The sequence below is a fragment of the Demequina sp. NBRC 110052 genome, from assembly GCF_002090075.1.
Classification (GTDB): domain Bacteria; phylum Actinomycetota; class Actinomycetes; order Actinomycetales; family Demequinaceae; genus Demequina.
Map to the genome: position 1 here is coordinate 1,197,585 of NZ_BBRI01000002.1, position 18,772 is coordinate 1,216,356.

18 protein-coding genes are annotated in these 18,772 nt (G+C 68.0%); 3 read left to right on the top strand and 15 right to left on the bottom strand.

Annotated elements, in window-relative coordinates; all coding sequences use genetic code 11:
- Positions 1-69: 69 nt before the first annotated feature.
- The 6 genes from ccsB to B7K21_RS05830 are packed head-to-tail and all read right to left on the bottom strand — an operon-like array spanning position 70 to position 5,056.
- Positions 70-1,122 carry a c-type cytochrome biogenesis protein CcsB gene (ccsB, locus tag B7K21_RS05805; RefSeq protein WP_084074242.1) on the bottom strand — a complete coding sequence of 351 codons (1,053 nt, stop codon included), beginning with the start codon at positions 1,120-1,122 and terminating at the stop codon, positions 70-72.
- Positions 1,119-2,726: a cytochrome c biogenesis protein ResB gene (locus B7K21_RS05810; RefSeq protein ID WP_084074243.1), complete on the bottom strand. Its 1,608-nt coding sequence runs from the start codon at positions 2,724-2,726 to the stop codon at positions 1,119-1,121. Before B7K21_RS05810 ends, ccsB begins: the two co-directional genes overlap by 4 nt.
- Positions 2,726-3,496 (bottom strand): cytochrome c biogenesis CcdA family protein, encoded by a 771-nt coding sequence (locus B7K21_RS05815; RefSeq protein WP_084074244.1) that lies wholly within the window; start codon positions 3,494-3,496, stop codon positions 2,726-2,728. Before B7K21_RS05815 ends, B7K21_RS05810 begins: the two co-directional genes overlap by 1 nt.
- On the bottom strand, positions 3,493-4,128 hold the full coding sequence (locus tag B7K21_RS05820) for a TlpA disulfide reductase family protein (RefSeq protein WP_084074245.1): 636 nt from the start codon (positions 4,126-4,128) through the stop codon (positions 3,493-3,495). The genes B7K21_RS05815 and B7K21_RS05820 overlap by 4 nt, the downstream gene beginning before the upstream one ends.
- 19 nt (positions 4,129-4,147) lie before the next feature.
- Entirely contained in the window at positions 4,148-4,768 is a 621-nt protein-coding gene (locus B7K21_RS05825) for a histidine phosphatase family protein (protein WP_084074246.1), read from the bottom strand.
- Between the two features lie 48 nt (positions 4,769-4,816).
- Entirely contained in the window at positions 4,817-5,056 is a 240-nt protein-coding gene (locus B7K21_RS05830) for a glutaredoxin family protein (protein ID WP_084074247.1), read from the bottom strand.
- A gap of 113 nt (positions 5,057-5,169) precedes the next feature.
- Between B7K21_RS05830 and B7K21_RS05835 the strand changes: the two genes are divergently transcribed.
- Positions 5,170-6,015, top strand: a complete 846-nt coding sequence (locus B7K21_RS05835) for an HAD family phosphatase (RefSeq protein WP_084074248.1) — start codon at positions 5,170-5,172, stop codon at positions 6,013-6,015.
- A gap of 45 nt (positions 6,016-6,060) precedes the next feature.
- Here B7K21_RS05835 and B7K21_RS05840 read toward each other — a convergent pair whose 3' ends face one another.
- The 9 genes from B7K21_RS05840 to B7K21_RS05880 form a co-directional block, all read right to left on the bottom strand.
- Positions 6,061-6,996: a PfkB family carbohydrate kinase gene (locus B7K21_RS05840; RefSeq protein ID WP_084074249.1), complete on the bottom strand. Its 936-nt coding sequence runs from the start codon at positions 6,994-6,996 to the stop codon at positions 6,061-6,063.
- Positions 6,993-8,225 (bottom strand): AGE family epimerase/isomerase, encoded by a 1,233-nt coding sequence (locus B7K21_RS05845; protein WP_084074250.1) that lies wholly within the window; start codon positions 8,223-8,225, stop codon positions 6,993-6,995. Before B7K21_RS05845 ends, B7K21_RS05840 begins: the two co-directional genes overlap by 4 nt.
- Positions 8,222-11,248 (bottom strand): glycoside hydrolase family 38 C-terminal domain-containing protein, encoded by a 3,027-nt coding sequence (locus B7K21_RS05850; protein ID WP_084074251.1) that lies wholly within the window; start codon positions 11,246-11,248, stop codon positions 8,222-8,224. Before B7K21_RS05850 ends, B7K21_RS05845 begins: the two co-directional genes overlap by 4 nt.
- A 45-nt stretch (positions 11,249-11,293) precedes the next feature.
- The gene (locus B7K21_RS05855; protein WP_084074252.1) at positions 11,294-12,175 is read right to left on the bottom strand and encodes a carbohydrate ABC transporter permease; all 882 of its coding nucleotides are present in this window, start codon (positions 12,173-12,175) and stop codon (positions 11,294-11,296) included.
- Position 12,176: 1 nt separating this feature from the next.
- Positions 12,177-13,121 (bottom strand): carbohydrate ABC transporter permease, encoded by a 945-nt coding sequence (locus B7K21_RS05860; RefSeq protein ID WP_084074253.1) that lies wholly within the window; start codon positions 13,119-13,121, stop codon positions 12,177-12,179.
- A 5-nt stretch (positions 13,122-13,126) separates the two neighbouring features.
- The gene (locus B7K21_RS05865; RefSeq protein ID WP_084074254.1) at positions 13,127-14,479 is read right to left on the bottom strand and encodes an extracellular solute-binding protein; all 1,353 of its coding nucleotides are present in this window, start codon (positions 14,477-14,479) and stop codon (positions 13,127-13,129) included.
- Between the two features lie 143 nt (positions 14,480-14,622).
- The gene (locus B7K21_RS05870; protein WP_159448424.1) at positions 14,623-15,864 is read right to left on the bottom strand and encodes an ROK family transcriptional regulator; all 1,242 of its coding nucleotides are present in this window, start codon (positions 15,862-15,864) and stop codon (positions 14,623-14,625) included.
- Positions 15,865-16,038: 174 nt separating this feature from the next.
- Complete coding sequence (locus B7K21_RS05875) at positions 16,039-16,137, bottom strand: 30S ribosomal protein bS22 (RefSeq protein WP_005504750.1); 99 nt, start codon at positions 16,135-16,137, stop codon at positions 16,039-16,041.
- A gap of 64 nt (positions 16,138-16,201) precedes the next feature.
- The gene (locus B7K21_RS05880; protein ID WP_084074256.1) at positions 16,202-16,441 is read right to left on the bottom strand and encodes a helix-turn-helix domain-containing protein; all 240 of its coding nucleotides are present in this window, start codon (positions 16,439-16,441) and stop codon (positions 16,202-16,204) included.
- Between the two features lie 204 nt (positions 16,442-16,645).
- Here B7K21_RS05880 and B7K21_RS05885 point away from each other — a divergent pair, with 204 nt between their 5' ends.
- Together B7K21_RS05885 and B7K21_RS05890 are read left to right on the top strand one after the other, a co-directional pair.
- Positions 16,646-18,019: a TrkH family potassium uptake protein gene (locus B7K21_RS05885; RefSeq protein WP_084074257.1), complete on the top strand. Its 1,374-nt coding sequence runs from the start codon at positions 16,646-16,648 to the stop codon at positions 18,017-18,019.
- Complete coding sequence (locus B7K21_RS05890) at positions 18,012-18,677, top strand: TrkA family potassium uptake protein (protein WP_084074258.1); 666 nt, start codon at positions 18,012-18,014, stop codon at positions 18,675-18,677. The genes B7K21_RS05885 and B7K21_RS05890 overlap by 8 nt, the downstream gene beginning before the upstream one ends.
- Positions 18,678-18,772 lie beyond the last annotated feature (95 nt).

Sequence of the window (18,772 nt, forward strand, 5' to 3'; positions counted from 1 at the left end):
CGGCGACCGGCACGCTCACGCGCGCCCGCCTCGATCGCGTGAGCGGGATGTGACGCTTGCCTCATCGACTCAGGAGCCGGCGTACGTGTGCAGGCCCTGGAAGAAGAGGTTGACCACCGTGAAGTTCATGATGAGCGCGACGAACGCCCACACTGAGACCCACGCGCTGCGCGGCCCGCGCCAGCCCTGCGTGGTGCGCGCGTGCAGATACGCGGCGTAGAGGACCCAGATCACGAAGGACCAGACCTCTTTGGGGTCCCAGCCCCAGTAGCGCCCCCAGGCGTGCTCGGCCCACACGGCGCCGGCCATGACGGTGAAGGTCCACAGCACGAAGCCGACGGCGTTGAGACGGAACGCGAGCGCCTCGAGCTTCATCGCCTTGGGGACGGCGGCCATCCACTTCGCGCCCTCAGCCCACCCGGCGACGGCGTTGTGGACGCGATGGCGCAGGCGCGTGATGCCGCCGCCCGTCACCTCGCGCTGGCCCTCGTCGCGCGCGTGCTGCCACAGCTGCAGGACGGTGGCGATGAACGCGACGATGAAGATGCCGGTCGAGATGATCGCGATGGAGACGTGGATCACCAGCCAGAAGCTCTGCAGCGCGGGCTGCAGACCCGTCGAGACCGAGTAGAGCGTGGTGAGGGCGATGCCCAGGGCGATCGTCGCGAAGCCCGTCACGCCCGCGCCCAGGTAGCTCACGTCGCGGCGCGCCTGCACGATCGCGAACACGGCGACGGCCACGAACGAGCCCGTGATCGTGTACTCGTACATGTTCGACCACGGCACGTGACCCGAGTCGATGCCGCGTGTGACGAGGCCCACGGCGTGCAGCAGCAGACCGATGATCATCGCAGTGCGGGCGGTGCCCAGCGCACGGTCGGCGGCGCTGCGGCGCGGGAGGTCGTCCTCGGTGAGCACCACGGGGCCGGCTCCCATGCCCGATGCCGGGGCCGGGATGGTCATACCCGCCGCCACTGTCGCGGGCTCGGCCACGACCGCTTCGCGTGCTTGGACGCGCTCGTCGGCGATGCGCGACAGGCGGATCGCCCACGCCACCATGGCGATGGCGTAGAGCGAGGTGGCGGCCCAGAGGGTCACGAGGGACAGGGACTGCGGGGTCATTCATCCTCCTCGATGCTGCGCACGCGGCCGGTGGCCACGTCGAGGACGCGTCGCATCTCGTCGGCGGCGCCGGCGTCGTGCTCGGGCGCCAGCATCGCTGCTCGCACCACTGTAGACCTCGCCGCGTGCGCGTCGTCCGCGAGGGGCGCGACGAGCCACAGTCGCCTGCGCGGCGCGAAGAGGCTGAACGAGAGCCCGACGAGCGCGAGGATCGCGGCGACCAGGAGGTACGGCAAGGAGGGGTCGGTGCGCAGGTCGAAGGCGGCGAAGCGCGGGGTCTGCTCCCACGTGAAGCTGCCGAGCCCGTCGGGCAGGTCGACGGTCTCGCCGGGCGTGAGGGCCACTGACCAGACGGCGTCGTCGGGGTCGCGAAGGGGGCTGAGCTGCGACTCGTCGAGCACGTAGACGTTCTGCGGGATGCCCGAGTCGAGCCCGAGATCGCCGGAGTAGCCACGAAGCAGCATGACCGGGTTGTTGAGGTCAGGGTGGGCCGAGACCAGGGTGGTGCCGTTGTCGACAGCGGTGGGCAGGAGGGTCGCGACGAAGCCGAGCTGCTCGCCCGAGGTGACGTCGGGCACCTTGACCACGCCGGTCGAGGTGTACGCGGCGTCCTGCGGCAGGAACGGCACGGCACCGCTGAAGGCGACCTCGCCGTCGGAGTCGACGACGGTGACGACGGGCGCATAGCCGTTGCCCTGCAGGTAGATCTTTCCGCCGTCGACCTGGAGCGGGCGGTTGACCTGGATCCTCGTCGAGAGCGGCTCGGATCCGGGCTCGGTGAGGGTGACGTTCGCGGTGAAGTCCTCGGCGCGTCCCGTCACCGTGAAGGACACGTCGAACGAGTCGAGCGACAGCGTGAACGGCTCGAGCCACGACTCGTCGAACAGGGCGCCAGCCTCGTACGTGTCGTAGTCGACGACGGCGTTGGTGAAGGACTCGCCCTCGACCACGATCGCCTGCGCGCGGTAGGTGAGCAGCGATCCGGCTCCGACGGCGATCAGGATGCCGACCAGCGCGACGTGGAACAGCAGGTTGCCCGCCTCGCGCAGGCTCTCATGAGTCGCGGACAGGGCGAGCTCGCGCCCGTCCCTCGCGTCCCGCTCCTCCACGCGCACGCGCCACCCGAACGGTCCGCGGCGGCGCAGGTGCGCGGTCGCGCGATCGAAGGCGTCTCTCGCACCCTCGGAGGCGGGCGCCTCGTCCTGCAGCTCGAAGCGGTCGAGGCGGCGCGGCACCGCGGGCACCTCGGCGCGCAGCTGGCGCCAGTAGACGGCGATGCGCGGCAGGATGCAGCCGATCAGCGACGCGAAGAGCAGCACGTAGATCGCGGTGAACCACGCGGAGCCGAACACGTCGAGGAAGCCGGTCGCATCGAGCAGGCGACCCCACCAGCCGTTGCTCTCGACGAACGCGAGAGCGGCGGCGCGGTCCTGCGGGTACTGCGGAAGGATCGAGCCGGGGATGGACGCGAGCGCAAGCAGCAGCAGGAGGATCAGCGCGACGCGCATCGAGGTGACCTGACGCCAGATCCAGCGAAGCCAGCCGCGCACGCCCAAGCGCGGGGCGTCCGCGACGGCGTAGTTGTCCAGCTTCATGCGAGCCATCAGATGGCCACCCAGAACCCGTCGATCCAGCCCTGCAGCAGGCCGGTGAAGCGCTCCCACAGCCCGGTCACGAGGGCGACGCCCAGGATGATCAGCATCGCCCCGCCCACGCGCATGAGCGCGAGACGGTGGCGCTTGAGCCACGCGAGGACGCGGCCCGAGCGCTCGAAGTAGAACGCGAGCGCGAGGAACGGCAGCCCCAGCCCCAGGCAGTAGGCGAAGGCGAGGATCGCTCCGCGCCCCTGCGTGCCCTCGGTGAGGCCGAGCGCGAGGACGGTGGACAGCGTCGGGCCGATGCAGGGCGTCCAGCCCAGTCCGAATGCGACGCCCAGGAGGGGCGCGCCGGCGAGCCCTGCGCTCGGGCGCACATGCAGGCGACGCTCGGACTGGAGGAACGGCATCGCGCCCATGAAGCCGAACCCGAGCACGATGATGAGCACTCCCAGGATGCGGGTGACGATGCCGAGTTGCTCCTGGAGCTGCGCACCGGCCGTCGCGACGAGGATGCCGAGCACCACGAAGACCGCCGAGAAGCCAAGCACGAACAGCAGCGCACCCAGCAGCAGCCGGGGTCGCGAAGCCTTGCCGGTGCCCGCGTCGGCGCCTGCCATACCCGAGACGTACGCGAGGTAGCCGGGCACGAGCGGCACCACGCACGGCGACGCGAAGCTCACCAGGCCGGCGAGCAGGGCGATCGGCAGCGCCGCGAGCAGGCTGCCCGTGAGCACCTGGTTCGCGAAGTCCGCTCCCACGCCGGCGATCAGGTTCACGCGCCGCCCTCGGACTCCGGGTCGGCACCCTCGGGCCCGCCCGACGCGTCGGTCAGGTCTACGGTCAGGCCCGCCTCGGCCGCAGCGTCGGTGACGAGCGAGCGCAGCGTCGACGGCTCGACCCGGCCGATCGCGCGGGCGTACAGGCGGCCCTCGGGATCCACGATGAGGGTGGTCGGCACGGCGTTGATCGCGACGATGCCCTGCAACTGCGCCGTGGCAGCCCCGTCGGAGTCATCGATGCTCGGATACTCGACCCCGAAAGTGCGATCGAAGGCCTCCGCGGTCGGTGCCGCGTCGCGCGAGTTCACCCCCACGAGCTGCACGCCGTCGGCGGCGTCGAGCGCCACCAGATCGGGCGCCTCGGCCCGGCACGGCGGGCACGAGGCGTACCACGTGTTGATCACGACGACGTCGCCCAGCCACTCGGACGTGTCCACGGGCGTGCCATCGAAGGCGGTCCCGGTGAGGGCCAGAGAGTCGCGCTCACTCTCGCCGAAGATCGTCACCGTACCGTCGCCGCTGACGTAGCCCGGCGACTCGGGAGCGTCGCCCGGTGCGCACGCGACGAGCGAGATGACGATCGCGATGACGATCGCGGCGAAGATGATCAGCCGACTGTTGCGCTTCACGGCGTCACCCTCTCCACCCTCATCGGGGCACCTCGATGTGCGCAGCCGGCTCGCTGTAGCTCATGGACACCGGCTCCCCCTCCTCGAACGAGAACGACGTGAGCGACGCGAGACCGCACTCGCGGCTGCGAGGGTCGTGCAGCATCGGGCGCTTCTCGAAGCTCGACCGCGCGACCCAGATGGGCAGCTGGTGGCTCACCATGATCGTGTCGCCCTCGGGGGTGGCGGCGGCCGCGTCTCGCAGCGCCGCCCACATCCGCGCAATCTGCTCCTTGTAAGGCTCGCCCCAGGACGGCCTCCAAGGGTTCCGCAGCCGCCACAGCGACTGAAGGTTGAGGAAGTCCTTGGGCCCCGAGGGCAGCGGGGTGCCCTCCCAGACGTTGCCCGCTTCGATGATCCGCTCGTCAGTGTCGATCCCCAGGCCGAACGCGTCCGCGATCGGGCGGGCCGTCTCCTGCGCGCGTTGCAGGGGCGACGCCACGACCCTCGCGACCGGCACCTCGCGGCGCACCAGGTCCTCTGCCACGGCCTGCGCCATGGCGACCCCCGCGTCGGACAGGCGGAAGCCGGGCATGCGGCCGTACAGGACCTTCTGAGGGTTGTGGACGTGGCCGTGGCGCAGCAGGTGGACGACGGGCATGCCCCCTATTGTCGCCTGCCGCCGCGGTGCCTCGGAACCTCGCCGGTTCTAGGACTCGAGGGCGTGCGCGAGCACTGTCGGATCGATGCGCCAGAACCCGACCACCGCGCCGTCGACGGTGACGACAGGGACTTCGTCCCCGTAGCGCTCCTTGAGCTCGGCGTCCGCGTCCACGTCGACCTCGGTGAACGACACGCCCTGCCTGCCGCACACCTCTTGGACCACGCCGCGCGCCTCCGCGCACAGGTGGCATCCGACCCGGCTGTACATCACCACGCGATCCGACATGGCGCCCAGCCTAGGCCGCCGGACGCGACGCCACCCGGGACCTGCACCGAACGTTGCGTGACGTTCACCACCGGGGTCCCGCGCGGCTGGGTCACGTCGGTACAGTGGGTCGGGTGACTGCCCCCCACGTCCCCGCAGCGTCGCCTGCGGTCACGGGCACGACGGTCTCGGCGTTCTTCGACGTGGACAACACGATCATCCGAGGCGCCAGCGCCTTCCACATCGCCCGTGGCCTCAAGCAGCGCGGCTTCTTCACGAACCGCGACGTGCTGCGCTTCGCCTGGGAGCAGTTCAAGTACAACATCTTCGGCGAGAGCCAGGAGCAGATGGCCGCGCTGCGCGCCGAGGCACTGTCGATCATCAAGGGCTGGTCCGTCGCGGAGATGGTCGCGATCGGCGAAGAGGTCTACGACGAGGTCCTCGCGCTCAGGATCTTCCCCGGCACCAAGGCCATCATCGACGAGCACCGCGCGCAGGGACACGAGGTGTGGCTCGTCACTGCCTCGCCCGTGGAGATCGGCCGCATGATCGCCAGGCACGTCGGGGCCACCGGCGCGCTCGGCACCGTCGCCGAGCACAGAGGCGGCTACTACACCGGCGTGCTCCAGGGCCCCATGCTGCACGGCCCCCACAAAGCCGACGCCGTGCGCACCCTCGCCGCCGACCGGGGCCTGCGACTCGAGAAGTGCTTCGCGTACGGCGACTCCATGAACGACACCCCGATGCTGTCCGAGGTCGGCCGACCTTGCGCCATCAACCCCGACCGACGGCTGCGCGCCCACGCGAAGAAGCAGGGCTGGCCCATCAAGGACTTCCGCAGCGGCGACTCCAAGGGCCGGCGGGGCATCGTCAAGGCCTCGCTCACCGGCACCGTGTGGGCGATCATGCAGGTGCTTCGCGGCATCAAGCGCGCCATCCTCGCGCCGTTCAAGCGCGGGCGCGGCGAGCGGACGGACTGACCAAGCGAGTTGGCCCCTCCAACGGAGCGCTCGCGCCAATGCGCTTCAGCGCCGCACAGGCACTCCATCGAGCATGACGGACGTCGGGGGCTCGGCTCCGCGTCGCGAGACCGTCATCGCGGCAGCCGTTGCGGCACGCTCCGCGACGGCCACCAGACTGCCAAGGGCGGTGCTCCGCAGTGCCGCCGCATCACCGAGAAGGTCAAGGCGACGCAGACCGTCGATCAGAGCCGACATGAAGGAGTCACCGGCCCCAACCGTGTCGACAACCTCTGCAGGTCGCGCGTCGACTGAGATGCGTTCCCCGCGCCTCACGAGAACACTGCCCTCGCCGCCACGGGTCAAGGCGACGAAAGCGGGGCCTCGCCGCGACCATGCATCCGCTACCTCGACCGGATCACGGTCTGGATAGATCGCCGCGACATCCTCATCACTCGCCTTGACGACATCGGCACGCGCCACGTACCACTCGACGGCCTCGCGTGCGTGGTCCATCGAGGGCACGAGCTCAGGACGGATATTGGGATCGAAGCTCACCGTCGCGCTCCCCTGCGTGGCGGTCACCGCGGCGCGGACCGCTGTGGCTCCTGGATCCACCAACGCCCCGAGTGATCCCACATGGACATGACTCGCCGCCACCTTCATCGCACGCGCAGCGGCATCGGACCCGAGCGTCCAGGCAATCCTGAACTCATAGGTTGCCGCCCCCGCCTCATCGAGAGTTGCGATCGCCGTCGGCGTCGCCTCGACGGATGGATCCGCTGCGAGCACGACGCCCGCACCGGCGAGATGCTGCGCGATCATCGCGCCGGCGTCATCATCGGCAAGCTGGGTGAGCAATGTCGTTTCGGTACCCAGGCGCGCAAGTCCCACCGCGACATTGGCAGGGCTTCCGCCGGGCGCCGTCTCGTCTGCCGCGCCTGAGCGCCGCACAATGTCGAGCACGGACTCACCCACGACCAAAACCCGTGCCGACGTCATCGCACGCCTGACCGCAGGCGCAGCGACTGGGCGAACGCTGGCGCAATCGGAAGCTCGGGCAGAAGCGCCGCCTGATAGGCGTGATAGATGTCCGGCTTTCCCGTCCAGACAGTCGCGGACGGGCGATTGTGCGGATCGAGCTCATGCCGCCAGGACCCGTGGGACTCGTCTACGAGATACGCGTCGATGTAAGCCCACCACCGTGCCACATCGTCATCGAACCGTGACTCGCCGGTCGCAGCGGCGAGCACCGATGCCGTGTTGGCCGCCTCCGCAGCCACCCAGTGCATCCGCTCGGCGACCACCGGCTTGCCGGCCCAATCCGTGGTGTACACGAACCCGTCGGCGCCATCAGCGTGCCAACCATCCGCGACCGCGCGGTCGTACAGGCTCACTGCGGCGTCGAGCAGGCCCTCGCCCTCGACGCCCACCGTCGCGTGAGTGGCGGCGATCAGCCGAGCCCACTCGATCCCGTGCCCCACGGTGGCTCCGTACGGTTGGAACGGGTGAGCAGGCTGGTCCGCATGGTGTTCGAGCATGGGCTCCCAGTCACGCGTGAAGTGCTCAGGGATCCGCCACTGCATCGGCCGCGCCCAGTCGACGACTCGCTCGACGATGCGCTCTGCGCGCGCGTGAAGCGTCGAATCACCGAGCACGTCACCCGCTGCCAACAGCGCCTCGACGGTGTGCATGTTCGCATTGATGCCGCGATAGTCATCACAACGCGTCCACGCGGCATCCCAACGATCCACTGCGAGTCCCGTCTCGGACTCCCAGAAGCGACCGAGCAGCACCTCAAGGGCATCCTCAAGCAGCGCATCCGCGCCCGGACGACCGGCCGCGAGCGCGGAGGAGGCGGCCAGCACCACGAACGCATGCCCGTAAGCCTCCTTCGCGTCGTCCTGGATCCGCCCCTCGCCGACGCGCGCGAACCAGCCGCCGTTCTCGTCGTCACGCTGCAGCCCGCTGAGCGAGCGGACCCCGTGATCGACCAGCTCGGCAAGCTCGGCCGTGCGCGGTCCGCCCGGAAGCGAGGGCTCGTCGGCGAGCAGACCAAGCGCGGCCGTGTGCGTCATGCGGCACGTGATCCACAGCTGTACGCCCTGCGCGGGCACGACTCGACCGAGGTCGTCCAGCCACCCGAATCCTTCATCGACGCGCGCCTTCGCGGCGAAGCGCAGCAGGTCTGCGCGCTGCGCCGCGAGGTAGCGTGCGTCTCCGACCGTCATCGTGCGACCTTGAAGCGCAGCGTGACGATCTTGAACGGGCGCAGATCCAAGGACGCGACCGAGCCCTCGCACGTCACCCCCGGCTGCTCCACCGCCCGCTCGAGCAGGTCCGTTGCGCTCACGTGGGAGGCGGCGAAGCCCGGAGAGACCGTAGCCGTCGACCTTCGCCCCTCCGACTCGTAGAGTCGGACCACGACGTCGCCGGACTGATCCTCCGCGAGCTTGACGGACTCGACGACGATGCCATCGCCGTCGACGTCGATCAGCGGTGCTACCTCGCGCCCACCCGTCACGACGCGCTCGGGGAGGTTCGTGCGGTAGCCGAGGGCGACGGCGTCGGCAATGCCAGCTCCTGGTCGCACCACCGACGTCAGCACGTGCCGGCCCTCATCAGCGACCGGGTCCGGGAAGACCGCGGATCGCAGCAGCGACAGGCGCACCAGGGTGTGCGGCTGGTCGTCGTCACCTGCATTCACGATGTCGTGGCCGTAGGTGGCATCGTTGGCGATCGCGACTCCGAAGCCAGCGTCGCCCACGTGGACCCAGCGGTGAGCGCAGATCTCGAACTTCGCGTCGTCCCACGACGTGTTGCCGTGAGTGGGACGGTAGACGTGCCCGAACTGCATCTCGGCCGCAGAGCGCTCGACCATGACGTCGACCGGGAAGGCGAGCTTGAGCAGCTTCTGCTTCTCGTGCCAGTCCACCTCGGTCACGATCTCCAGCTCAGGGCTCCCGGCCTTCATCCGCAGCGTCTGAATCACCCGCGAGCTGCCGAAAGTGCGGACGATCTCGAATGCGACGAAGGCTCCGTCCTGCGACATCGTCACCGAGTCCGCGTCCAGCAGGTCGATGCGGTGGCGCAGATACTGGGCGTCGATATCCCATGCGTCCCACTGTCGGGGCGTGTCGCGGTGCAGCTGGAGCACGTTCGCCTCCGACCCCGCCGGCACGGTCTCGCGACCGCTGGCGAGATCGACGAGGGAGATGACTGTGCCGTGGCGAGTGATCGTGGCGCGGACGGCGCCGGTGTCGACGACCCAACCGGCTGCGGTCTCCTCTACGGAGGGCCCCTCGGAGGCGGAGACGACTGCCGACCCACCGAGGGCAGGGACGCCGCGACGCGCGTGCGGCGCGGCGTTGAGCATGATCTCCGTGCTGCCCTCGCCAATCAGCGCCTGGAGCGACCGCTCGATGATCGCCTCGAGCTGCTCCGCGATGCGCACGTAGTCGAACTCGGCTTCGCGATGGACCCACCCGATGGCGGAGCCGGGGAGGATGTCATGGAACTGGTACAGGAGCACGCGGCGCCAGATGTCCTCAAGCTCCTCGTACGGGTATGCCACGTCGGCGCGGACGGCCGCCGCCGCCGCCCAGAGCTCGGCCTCCCGCAACAGGTGCTCGCTGCGTCGGTTCCCCTGCTTCATGCGCGCCTGGGAGGTGTAGGTGCCGCGGTGGAACTCGAGGTACATCTCCCCGACCCACGTCGGCAGCTGCGAGTACTCCTCGCGCGCGTCAGCGAAGTACTCGTCCGGCGACGCGAGCTGCACGCGGGGCAGCCCCTCGAGGTCACTCATGCGCCGCGCGGCAGCGATCATCTCGCGCGTCGCGCCACCGCCGCCGTCTCCCCAGCCGAACGGGATGATCGACGAGCTCGCGGCGCCCTTCTCCGCGAAGTTGGTCTCCGCGTGGAGCACCTCCTTGGCCGAGAGCTCGGAGTTGTACATGTCTACCGGCGGGAAGTGCGTGAACACCGAGGAGCCGTCGATGCCCTGCCAGCGGAAGGTGTGGTGAGGCATCTTGTTCGTCTCGTTCCACGACAGTTTCTGTGACAGGAAGTCATCGCATCCCGCAGCCCGCGCGATCTGCGGCAGCGCGCCGGTGTACCCGAACGAGTCAGGAAGCCACACGTCGGTCGTCTCCACGCCGAACCGGGACATGAAGTAGTTCTTGCCAGCCACGAACTGGCGTGCGAGGGCCTCGCCGCCCGGCATGTTGGTGTCCGACTCGACCCACATCGACCCGACGGGCACGAACTGTCCGTTCGCGACCTTCTCCTTGATGCGCTCGAACAGCGCTGGGTAGCGCTCCTCGACCCATGCATACTGCTGGGCGGACGAGCAGGCGAACCTGTAGTCGGGATTCTCGTCCATCAGCGCGATCTGGTTCGAGAACGTGCGCGCACACTTGCGCACCGTCTCGCGTACCGGCCACAGCCACGCGGAGTCGATGTGCGCGTGGCCCACCGCGAAGGCGCGGTGGGCACTCGCGTTCGCACGCGCAGCCAATGCCGGGGCGAGCGCCGCGCGCCCTTGGGCTGCGGTGCCGGCAACGTCGTCGGGGTCGACGGCGTCGCACATCGCCTCGAGCGCGCGAAGGATCACCGCGCGACGGGTCGAGTCGAGCGGCAGCTCCCGCATCAGACCGTGCAGGACCGCCGAGTCCTGGACCAGCTCCCACACCTCGACGTCCAGCAGCGCCACGTCCGCAGCCTTGAGCCGATACAGCGGCTCCTTCGGCGCGGTCGACTTGTCGCCCATCGGCGTCGGATTGAAGTGCATGTCGACTCCACCGATCTGCGGATTGCCCGCGGCCTCGATGAAGAGATCGACTGCGCTCGAGTCGATTCGCACGGTCCGGTTGTACGGCTGGATCGACTTGAGGATCGTCCCGTCGGGCAGGTGCGCGAGGCCTTCGGCCTGGAATCCCGTCTGGGTGGCGTCGAACCCGAGATCGATCACCGCCTCGACGGCCGTGCCGTCGACGGCAGCTCCCCCAGCGAGCCAGTGCGAGGGCACGTCGCCTGTGACGCGGAACCACGTGGTGCTCCACGGCTCACCCCACGGGAAGCCGAGGGCCACGGGCGCGTATTCGGCCTCGACGGCCTCAGCGAACGGCACCGGCTCATCTGCCACCGTCCAGGCGGAGATGGTCAACGGGGCGCGGTCGCGGTAGATCGCGGGTTCGAGCCGCTCGTTGAGAAAGCGAGCGATGCGTTCCTCGACCAGAACACGATTGTCATGCATGACGAGTAGACCCTTCCTTGGGTATGGGCGCGGGCACGGAGGGCGTCAGCCCTTCACGGCACCGGCGAGTGCGAACGAGCTTCCGGTGAGGCGCTGTACGAGCACGTAGAGCGCGATCACGGGCACGGAGTAGATGACGGAGTAGGCCGCGAGCTGTCCGTATGCGACGGTGCCGTACTGGCCGAAGAAGTTGAAGATGGAGACGGCGGCCGGGAACTTGTCGGAGTCGAACAGCAGCACGAACGGCACGAAGAAGTTGCCCCACGTCATGGTGAAGACGAAGACGAACACGACGCCGATGCCGGTGCGCATGAGCGGGACGACGATCCGGGCGAGGGAGGTCATCCCGCTCGCGCCATCGACCCACGCCGCCTCTTCGAGTGAGACCGGGATGGAGTCCATGAAGTTCTTCATCATCCAGATAGCCATCGGGAGCGATGTCGCCGCGAGGAAGGCGATGGTTCCCCAGAGGTTGTCGAGAAGGCCGAGCGTCACGAACAGGGCGTAGACGGGAACCATGATGGCCGTGATGGGGAGGCCTGTGCCGAAGAGGATCGTGTACATGAATCCTCGGCGGAATCGCATCTGGTACCGCGACAGGGGGTATGCCGCAAGGAGCGCGGCCGCGACGGTGATCGCCGCCGCTCCGAATGAAATGAGCATCGAGTTGGCCAGCGGGCGCCAGGCCAGATCGACCGTCATGACGCTCGCATAGTTGTCGAGAGTCCAGTTCTCAGGCAGCGCGACGGCGACTCCCGCGTCGGCGTCGACCGAGGCGAGCAGAATCCACACGAGCGGCACCAGGAACATGACTCCGACGAGCGCGAGGATGGTGCTCGACACCGCGCGCGCGACCTTCTTGCGGGGTGCGGCGACGCTGAGGCGCGAGGCGAGGCTCGGCGAGCCTTGGGTGACTGCAGCGGACATGTCAATCCACCTCCGGCTTCAGGAGCCTGATGTAGACGATCGAGAACAGTGCGCCGATCATCAGGGTGACGGTCGCGATGGCCGTGCCGTAGCCGACCTGGGCGAAGCGGAATGCCTCCTGGTAGGCGAGCACCGGGAGAGTGGAGGACGACGTGCCTGGCCCGCCACCTGTCATGACCCAGATGAGGGTGAAGACGCCGAGCGTCTGCAGCGTCGTGAGCAGCAGGTTCGTGGAGATGGAGCGGCGGATGAACGGGATCGTCACGCGGGTGAACCGCTGCCACCCCGTCGCTCCGTCGACGTGGGCCGCCTCGTCAAGCTCCGGCGGCACCTCTGCGAGAGCGGCGTGGTAGTTCATCATCGAGAAGGCGGTTCCCCTCCAGATGTTGGCCACGATGACGGACAGCATCGGGAAGTAGTAGAGCCACGAGGTGCCCTCGAGACCGAACCAGCCGAGCACCACGTTCAGCGTGCCGTCCTGAGACAGCGTCGCGTACAGCGCGAAGGCTGCGACGATCTCAGGCAGCACCCAAGCAGTGACGACGATCCCGCTCACGAGAGCCCGCAGCAGTCCGGTCGCCTGTCGCATGAGCACCGCCAGCGCCATGCCGAGCACGTTCTGCCCGATGACGGCTGACGCGAAGACGAAGATGACAGTCAGCCATACGGACTGCCAGAACTCACCTGACGTGAACAGCTCGATGTAGTTGTCGAACCCGATGAACTGCGGGTTGGCCGCACTCGCTCCCGTGAGGGCGCGGTCAGTGAACGAGCCGTAGAAGGAGAAGACGATGGGTCCGAGCAGGAAGGCGGCAAGGAGTAGCACTGCAGGCGCCAGCGGCAGTAGCCGAGTGGCGGTGGTGCTGAGGCCCCTGCCGACCCGTGGCCGGGGCTTAGAGCCCCGGCCACGGACAGCTCGGCCGCGAGTGACGGCCAGCTTGGACATGGTGATCAGCCCTCGCGGGTGTTCTCTTCACCGACGATGCCGATGAGGCCTTCGTCGTAGGTGGCAGCGGCGTCGGCAGGCTCGGCCTGGCCGGTGAGGACGCTCTCAGTCGCGGCCGGGATGAGGGCCGAGATCTGCGAGTAGTCGGGGGTCGCTGGGCGGAAGAACGTGTACTGCACCAGCGAGGAGAAGAACTCGAACGACGGGTTGTAGTCGAGGTACTCCGGGTCGTCGGCGATGTCGCTGCGGACGGCGATCTGACCGTTCTCCTGGTAGTACGCGAGCGAGTTCTCACGGTTCAGCGCCATGGCGATGAAGTCGAAGGCCGCCTGCGGGTCGTCCGCCTGTGAGCCCATCGCGAGGGTCCAACCGCCGGACATCGACACGAACCCTGCGCCCTGTCCGTCCTGGGTGGGCATGGCCGCGAAGCCGAGCACCTCGGTCCACTCAGGCCATGCGTTGTCGCCTGCCATCCAGTTCGACGGAAGCCACGAGCCGTCGAGCGCGATGGCGAGCTCTCCATTCGGGATGAGGTCGTTGGAGACGCGCGACTGCCAGCCGGCGTCGAGCGCCTGCGCCGGGTCGGGTCCGAGCTCCTCGGTGAACATAGTGTCGTAGAACGTGAGCGCGTCCTCGAAGCCCTGAGTGCCGGTGAGCCACTTACCAGTGCTGGTGTCCATGAGTTCGTCGCCGGTGCCGTACAGCAGCATCTCGAAGCCCTGCATCGAGGTCGCCTCGCCCTGTGCACGCCCGCCGTAGATGTTCAGCGGAATGACATCGGGCAGCGCCTGCTTGATCGTACGTGCCGCATCGAGCACCTCGTCCCAGGTCTCGGGCTGCCAGTCCGTCGGGAGGCCCGCCTCGGCAAACAGCTCCTTGTTGTAGTAGAGCCCGCGAGTGTCGGTTCCGAGCGAGACGCCGTAGGTCTGTCCGTCGTCACCGACGCCAGCCTGCTTGGCGCTGTCCATGAACTGGTCCCACTCGTCCCAGCCCGCGAGGTACTCGTCGAGCGGCTGGAGGTAGCCGGCTGCAGCGTCGGAGCGGATCTGGAAGGTGTCTTCATAGATGACATCGGGCGCTGTGCTCGACGAGCCGTTCATGAGCGCGAGACGGGTGAAGTACTGATCCTGCTCGCCTTCGATCGCCACGAGTTCGACGTTGCGCTCCGGGTATGCAGCCTCGTACTCGTCCTTCACACGGTTCATCAGATCGTCGAGCGCGACGAAAGAGGAGGTCTTCTGGTAGGCGATGGTGAGGGTGTCTCCAGACTCGCCGTCACCACCCGAGCTGCAGGCGGCGAGGGTGAGTGCGGCGGCAAGCCCGACGCTGGTCGCGGCGAGGACTCTCTTGCTGTTCATGGATGCTCCTTTGCTCCAATGACTTCGGGCCGGGGCCTCCAGCGGCGTCTGCTTTGACGCTCCAGCGACCGGCATCATTTAGTAAATCGACTTGATGAAGTATTGTCAATCGGAGGTCATTCTCAATACTGAAGAGCGGCTCGCTATCTCCCGTCGAGCAGGAGATTCGCTGGCCGCGGGGCGAACGCCTGCTCGAGCACGATGCTCGCGGCGCCCACCGCAGCGACCTCGTCTCCCCACGGGGAGGTTGCTACACGCATCGCCCAGATCCTCCCCTCCTGCTCCTGTGCGTCTACGTATTCCTGCGCAGCGACCAACTCCGATGTCGGAAGGATCGTCCACAACGGTCCGCCCAGAATGATCTGGTCGATCTCGAGCAGATGCGCGAAGTCGCGCGCGCCCTTGATCATCCGCAGCGTGAGTGCCCGGATCGCGCCGGCGGCACGCTCATCGCCAAGATCCGCGCGATCGCCAAGCTCGCGGAAGGCCGCCATAATGCCATCCGCACTGTCACCGTCGCACTCGTAGCCGTCCAGGGCACCACTGGCGATCGCCTCATCGAGCACTACCGACGCCTGTGCGAGTTGACCGAGCGTCCCCACACGACCACGCGGGTCTGCGCGTCCCTCGTGCCCCACGAGCAGGGATCCGACATCCCCCGCATTGCCGGTCCGACCACGTACGACCTCGTTAGCGAGCACCGTGGACATGCCGATACCGGTGCCGAGATACACGAACACGTAGGAATCCGATGCGCCTGCGGCCGGGAACCAGACGTGTGCGAAAGCCGAGGCGTTCGTGTCCTTGTCGAGCAACGTAGGCATACCCGTCGCCTCGGAGACCAGGTCGCGCAGAGGCACACGATCCCAGTGCGGCAGATTCGGCGGACTCAGGATCAATCCCTGCTGCAAGTCGATGGGGCCCGGCGTGACGACACCGACACCGAGCACAGACTCCCTCTTCACCTTCGCGGCTCGCATCACCTCGAGCACGAGCGAGGCGATTCGCCGCGCAGCATCAGCAGGCACCGGTTCCGGGCCTGGCCGATGCACCGCTCGCGCGCGTATGACACCGGCCATGTCGACGAGCACGCAGGTGACGAGCGCGGGATCCACGTGCACTCCAACGGCATAGTTCGAGTCCGGATCTACCGTCAGCACCGTTCCCGGACGCCCAAGCCCCACAGTGGTCCGAGCACCGACCTCAAGGAGTGTGCCATCGGCGACGAGACGGGCAGTGATGTTGGAGATCGTCTGGGCCGAGAGGCCAGCGCGGCGCGCGATCTGGGCACGACTCAGGCCCTCGGCTGACCTCCGTACGAGATCGAGCACGACGGCCTGGTTGTAGTCGCCCATGCGCGGCAGATTCGTTCCACGCCGCGTCATGTGCCCACCTCCCGAAGCCCTCTGGATGCGGACCATTGTGACACCCCAACTCCACGGCACCGCACCCTCCACACCCGTCGCGCTCGTCGCCGCATACGGACAGCACGAAGCCCGCACCACCGTGGGGCGATGCGGGCTTCCGGGGTCGATGCCGACGTGGAGCCGGGGAACGACCTACTTCTTGTTACGACGCTGGTGGCGCGTCTTGCGAAGGAGCTTGCGGTGCTTCTTCTTCGACATGCGCTTGCGGCGCTTCTTGATGACGGAACCCATGGGTCCCTCCCTCGAGATCGACGGATGATGGGCGTCCTGCGCGCAGGACGCGACAGACAGTGGACTAGCCTACCGCGCCTGCGGACCTGTCGTCATCTTCCGTGATAAGGCCGCCGTTCAGCTCGGCCTGACGCATGAACTCGTCCACGGCTGCCTGCGGCACGCGGAACGAGCGGCCGAACCGCACGGCCGGCATGTCGCCGGCGTGGACCCAGCGGTAGATCGTCATGCGGGAGACGCGCAGCATGTCAGCGACCTCGGCAACGGTGAGGAACTTCGTGCGCGGCGCGCTGTCATCTGCCATGGGCGGTGTCTCCTTCAGATCATCCAGCGCTGATATCGGCCAGATGGTCCTTTCACTGTAGTGGCGGATGTGACAGTTGTGAAGAACGAGGAACCTGCCGATAGTGGGGGGTGGGGAACGTCACTCCGGCGTCCCCTGGCCCCGCGCCCGACGCGGCGGTCACCAGAGGACGGGCGCGCACCCGGGACGCGCGCGAGGGGACACATGGAGACGTTGCGCGAGGTGCGCGAACGCGTCGGCGAATGGATCGACGGTGTGGCCCTGCGCACCCCGGCCCGCCTTGCGGTGGCGGGCTTCGCCGTCGCAATCCTGACCTTCACCGGACTGCTGTCGCTGCCTGCGGCGACCACCTCCGGCGAGCGTGCGCCCTTGATCGACGCACTGTTCACGGCGACGTCAGCGGTGTGCGTCACGGGCCTCGTCACTGTCGATACGGGTACGTACTGGTCCGCCTGGGGGCTGACGATCATCGCCGTGGCGATCAAGGTCGGCGGCCTTGGGATCATGACCCTCGCATCGCTCGTCGGACTCGCCGTCTCCCGTCGCCTCGGTCTCACGCAGCGCATCCTCGCCGCGGGCGAGGCTCGCGCGAGCGGGCTCGGCGACCTGCGCTCGCTGCTGCGCACGGTCGTGATCGTCTCGTTCTCGGTCGAGATCGTCATCGCGCTCGTGCTGTTGCCGCGCTTCCTCACTCTCGACTATGGAGTCGGGCGCTCTTTCGGCTACGCGACTTTCTATGCGATCTCCGCCTTCAACAACGCGGGATTCAGTCCGGACCCGGTCGGCCTGATCCCCTATGCGGGCGATCTCTGGATGCTCGTGCCCATCGGACTCGGCGTCTTCATCGGGGGCCTCGGCTACCCCGTGTATCTGAACCTCGTGCGCGGATGGCGCAAGCCCCGCCTGTGGTCGCTCCACACGAAACTCACGCTCGTCACGGTGACGGTGTTGGCCCTCATCTCCGCCAGCTTCCTCGCGGCGTTCGAGTGGACGAACCCGGGCACGCTCGGCGATCACTCGTCTGGCAAGACGATCGGAAACATCTTCTTCCAGTCGATCAACCAGCGCTCCGGCGGATTCAACTCTTTCGACATCAGCCAGGCACGTGAGCAGACGTGGCTACTCGAAGAGGTGCTGATGTTCATCGGCGGAGGGTCGGGCTCCACCGCAGGAGGCATTCGCGTCACCACGCTGGCGGTGCTGATGCTCGCGATCTGGGCGGAGGCGCGCGGTCGCCGCGACATGGAGGCGTTCGGCAAGCGGGTGGGCACCGAGGTGCTGCGCGGCGCTGTCGCTATCACCGTCATCAGCCTGTTCATCGTGATCATCGGCACCGGCGTCTTCATGATGCAGACCAACATCCCCCTGGACCGGTCCCTCTACGAGGTCGTCTCCGCGTACGCGACCTGCGGTCTGAGCACCGGCATCACAGGTGACCTGCCGACGGAGGCGAAGGCCACCCTTATCGTGCTCATGTTCGTGGGCCGCCTCGGCTCTCTCACGGTCGCCGCCGCGCTAGCGTTGAACAAGCAGCGCCGCGTCATCCGGTACCCGTCAGAAAGGCCCCTCATTGGCTAGCAACGACACCACCTCGTCGGGCGTCCTCGTGTTCGGCCTGGGACGCTTCGGATCCGCGCTCGCCGACGAGCTGGACAGCATGGACGTCGAGGTGCTCGCGGTCGAGCGCGACCCCGACCTCGTGGAGAAGTGGTCCAAGCGTCTTCCGGTCGTGGAAGCCGACGCGACGGACCCCCGCACCATGGAGCAGATCGGCGCCAAGGACTTCGGCGCCGCCGTCGTGGGCGTCGGCACGTCGCTCGAGGCGTCGGTGCTCATCACCGGAAACCTCGTGGACGTCGGCATACCGGAGATCTGGGCCAAGGCCATCTCCACCGAGCACAAGCGCATCCTGCTGCGCATCGGCGCCCACCGAGTGGTGCTGCCCGAGTCCGAGTCCGGCACGCGAGTCGCACACTCCGTGGGCGGCAAGATGCTCGACTACATCGAAGTCGAGGACGGCTTCGCGATCGTGAAGATGCGCCCCCCGCGCGAGACGCACAACTTCCGACTCGAGGAGCTTGACCTGCGCAGCAAGTGGGACCTGCAGGTCATCGGCGTCAAGGTGCCCGGCGAGGACTTCGAGTATGGCGGGCGCGACACCCTCATCACTCCCGACTGCATCCTCGTGGTGGGCGGCGACTCGGACGTGCTGGAGAGGTTCTCCCAGCGGCCTTAGCCCCCGGTTCCTTCCCGACTGCTCCGGCCCCGCCGACAACCCCACGCCAACCGGGCGCCTCAGGCCTCCTGATCGCGCGACAGGCGGTCTGCCAG

Bases quoted from the DNA above. Each gene is read 5' to 3' on its own strand.
- ccsB (WP_084074242.1), bottom strand. From the start codon at position 1,122: ATGACCCCGCAGTCCCTGTCCCTCGTGACCCTCTGGGCCGCCACCTCG.
- B7K21_RS05810 (WP_084074243.1), bottom strand. From the start codon at position 2,726: ATGGCTCGCATGAAGCTGGACAACTACGCCGTCGCGGACGCCCCGCGC.
- B7K21_RS05825 (WP_084074246.1), bottom strand. From the start codon at position 4,768: ATGCCCGTCGTCCACCTGCTGCGCCACGGCCACGTCCACAACCCTCAG.
- B7K21_RS05830 (WP_084074247.1), bottom strand. From the start codon at position 5,056: ATGTCGGATCGCGTGGTGATGTACAGCCGGGTCGGATGCCACCTGTGC.
- B7K21_RS05840 (WP_084074249.1), bottom strand. From the start codon at position 6,996: ATGACGTCGGCACGGGTTTTGGTCGTGGGTGAGTCCGTGCTCGACATT.
- B7K21_RS05845 (WP_084074250.1), bottom strand. From the start codon at position 8,225: ATGACGGTCGGAGACGCACGCTACCTCGCGGCGCAGCGCGCAGACCTG.
- B7K21_RS05850 (WP_084074251.1), bottom strand. From the start codon at position 11,248: ATGCATGACAATCGTGTTCTGGTCGAGGAACGCATCGCTCGCTTTCTC.
- B7K21_RS05855 (WP_084074252.1), bottom strand. From the start codon at position 12,175: ATGTCCGCTGCAGTCACCCAAGGCTCGCCGAGCCTCGCCTCGCGCCTC.
- B7K21_RS05860 (WP_084074253.1), bottom strand. From the start codon at position 13,121: ATGTCCAAGCTGGCCGTCACTCGCGGCCGAGCTGTCCGTGGCCGGGGC.
- B7K21_RS05865 (WP_084074254.1), bottom strand. From the start codon at position 14,479: ATGAACAGCAAGAGAGTCCTCGCCGCGACCAGCGTCGGGCTTGCCGCC.
- B7K21_RS05870 (WP_159448424.1), bottom strand. From the start codon at position 15,864: ATGACGCGGCGTGGAACGAATCTGCCGCGCATGGGCGACTACAACCAG.
- B7K21_RS05875 (WP_005504750.1), bottom strand. From the start codon at position 16,137: ATGGGTTCCGTCATCAAGAAGCGCCGCAAGCGCATGTCGAAGAAGAAG.
- B7K21_RS05880 (WP_084074256.1), bottom strand. From the start codon at position 16,441: ATGGCAGATGACAGCGCGCCGCGCACGAAGTTCCTCACCGTTGCCGAG.
- B7K21_RS05885 (WP_084074257.1), top strand. From the start codon at position 16,646: ATGGAGACGTTGCGCGAGGTGCGCGAACGCGTCGGCGAATGGATCGAC.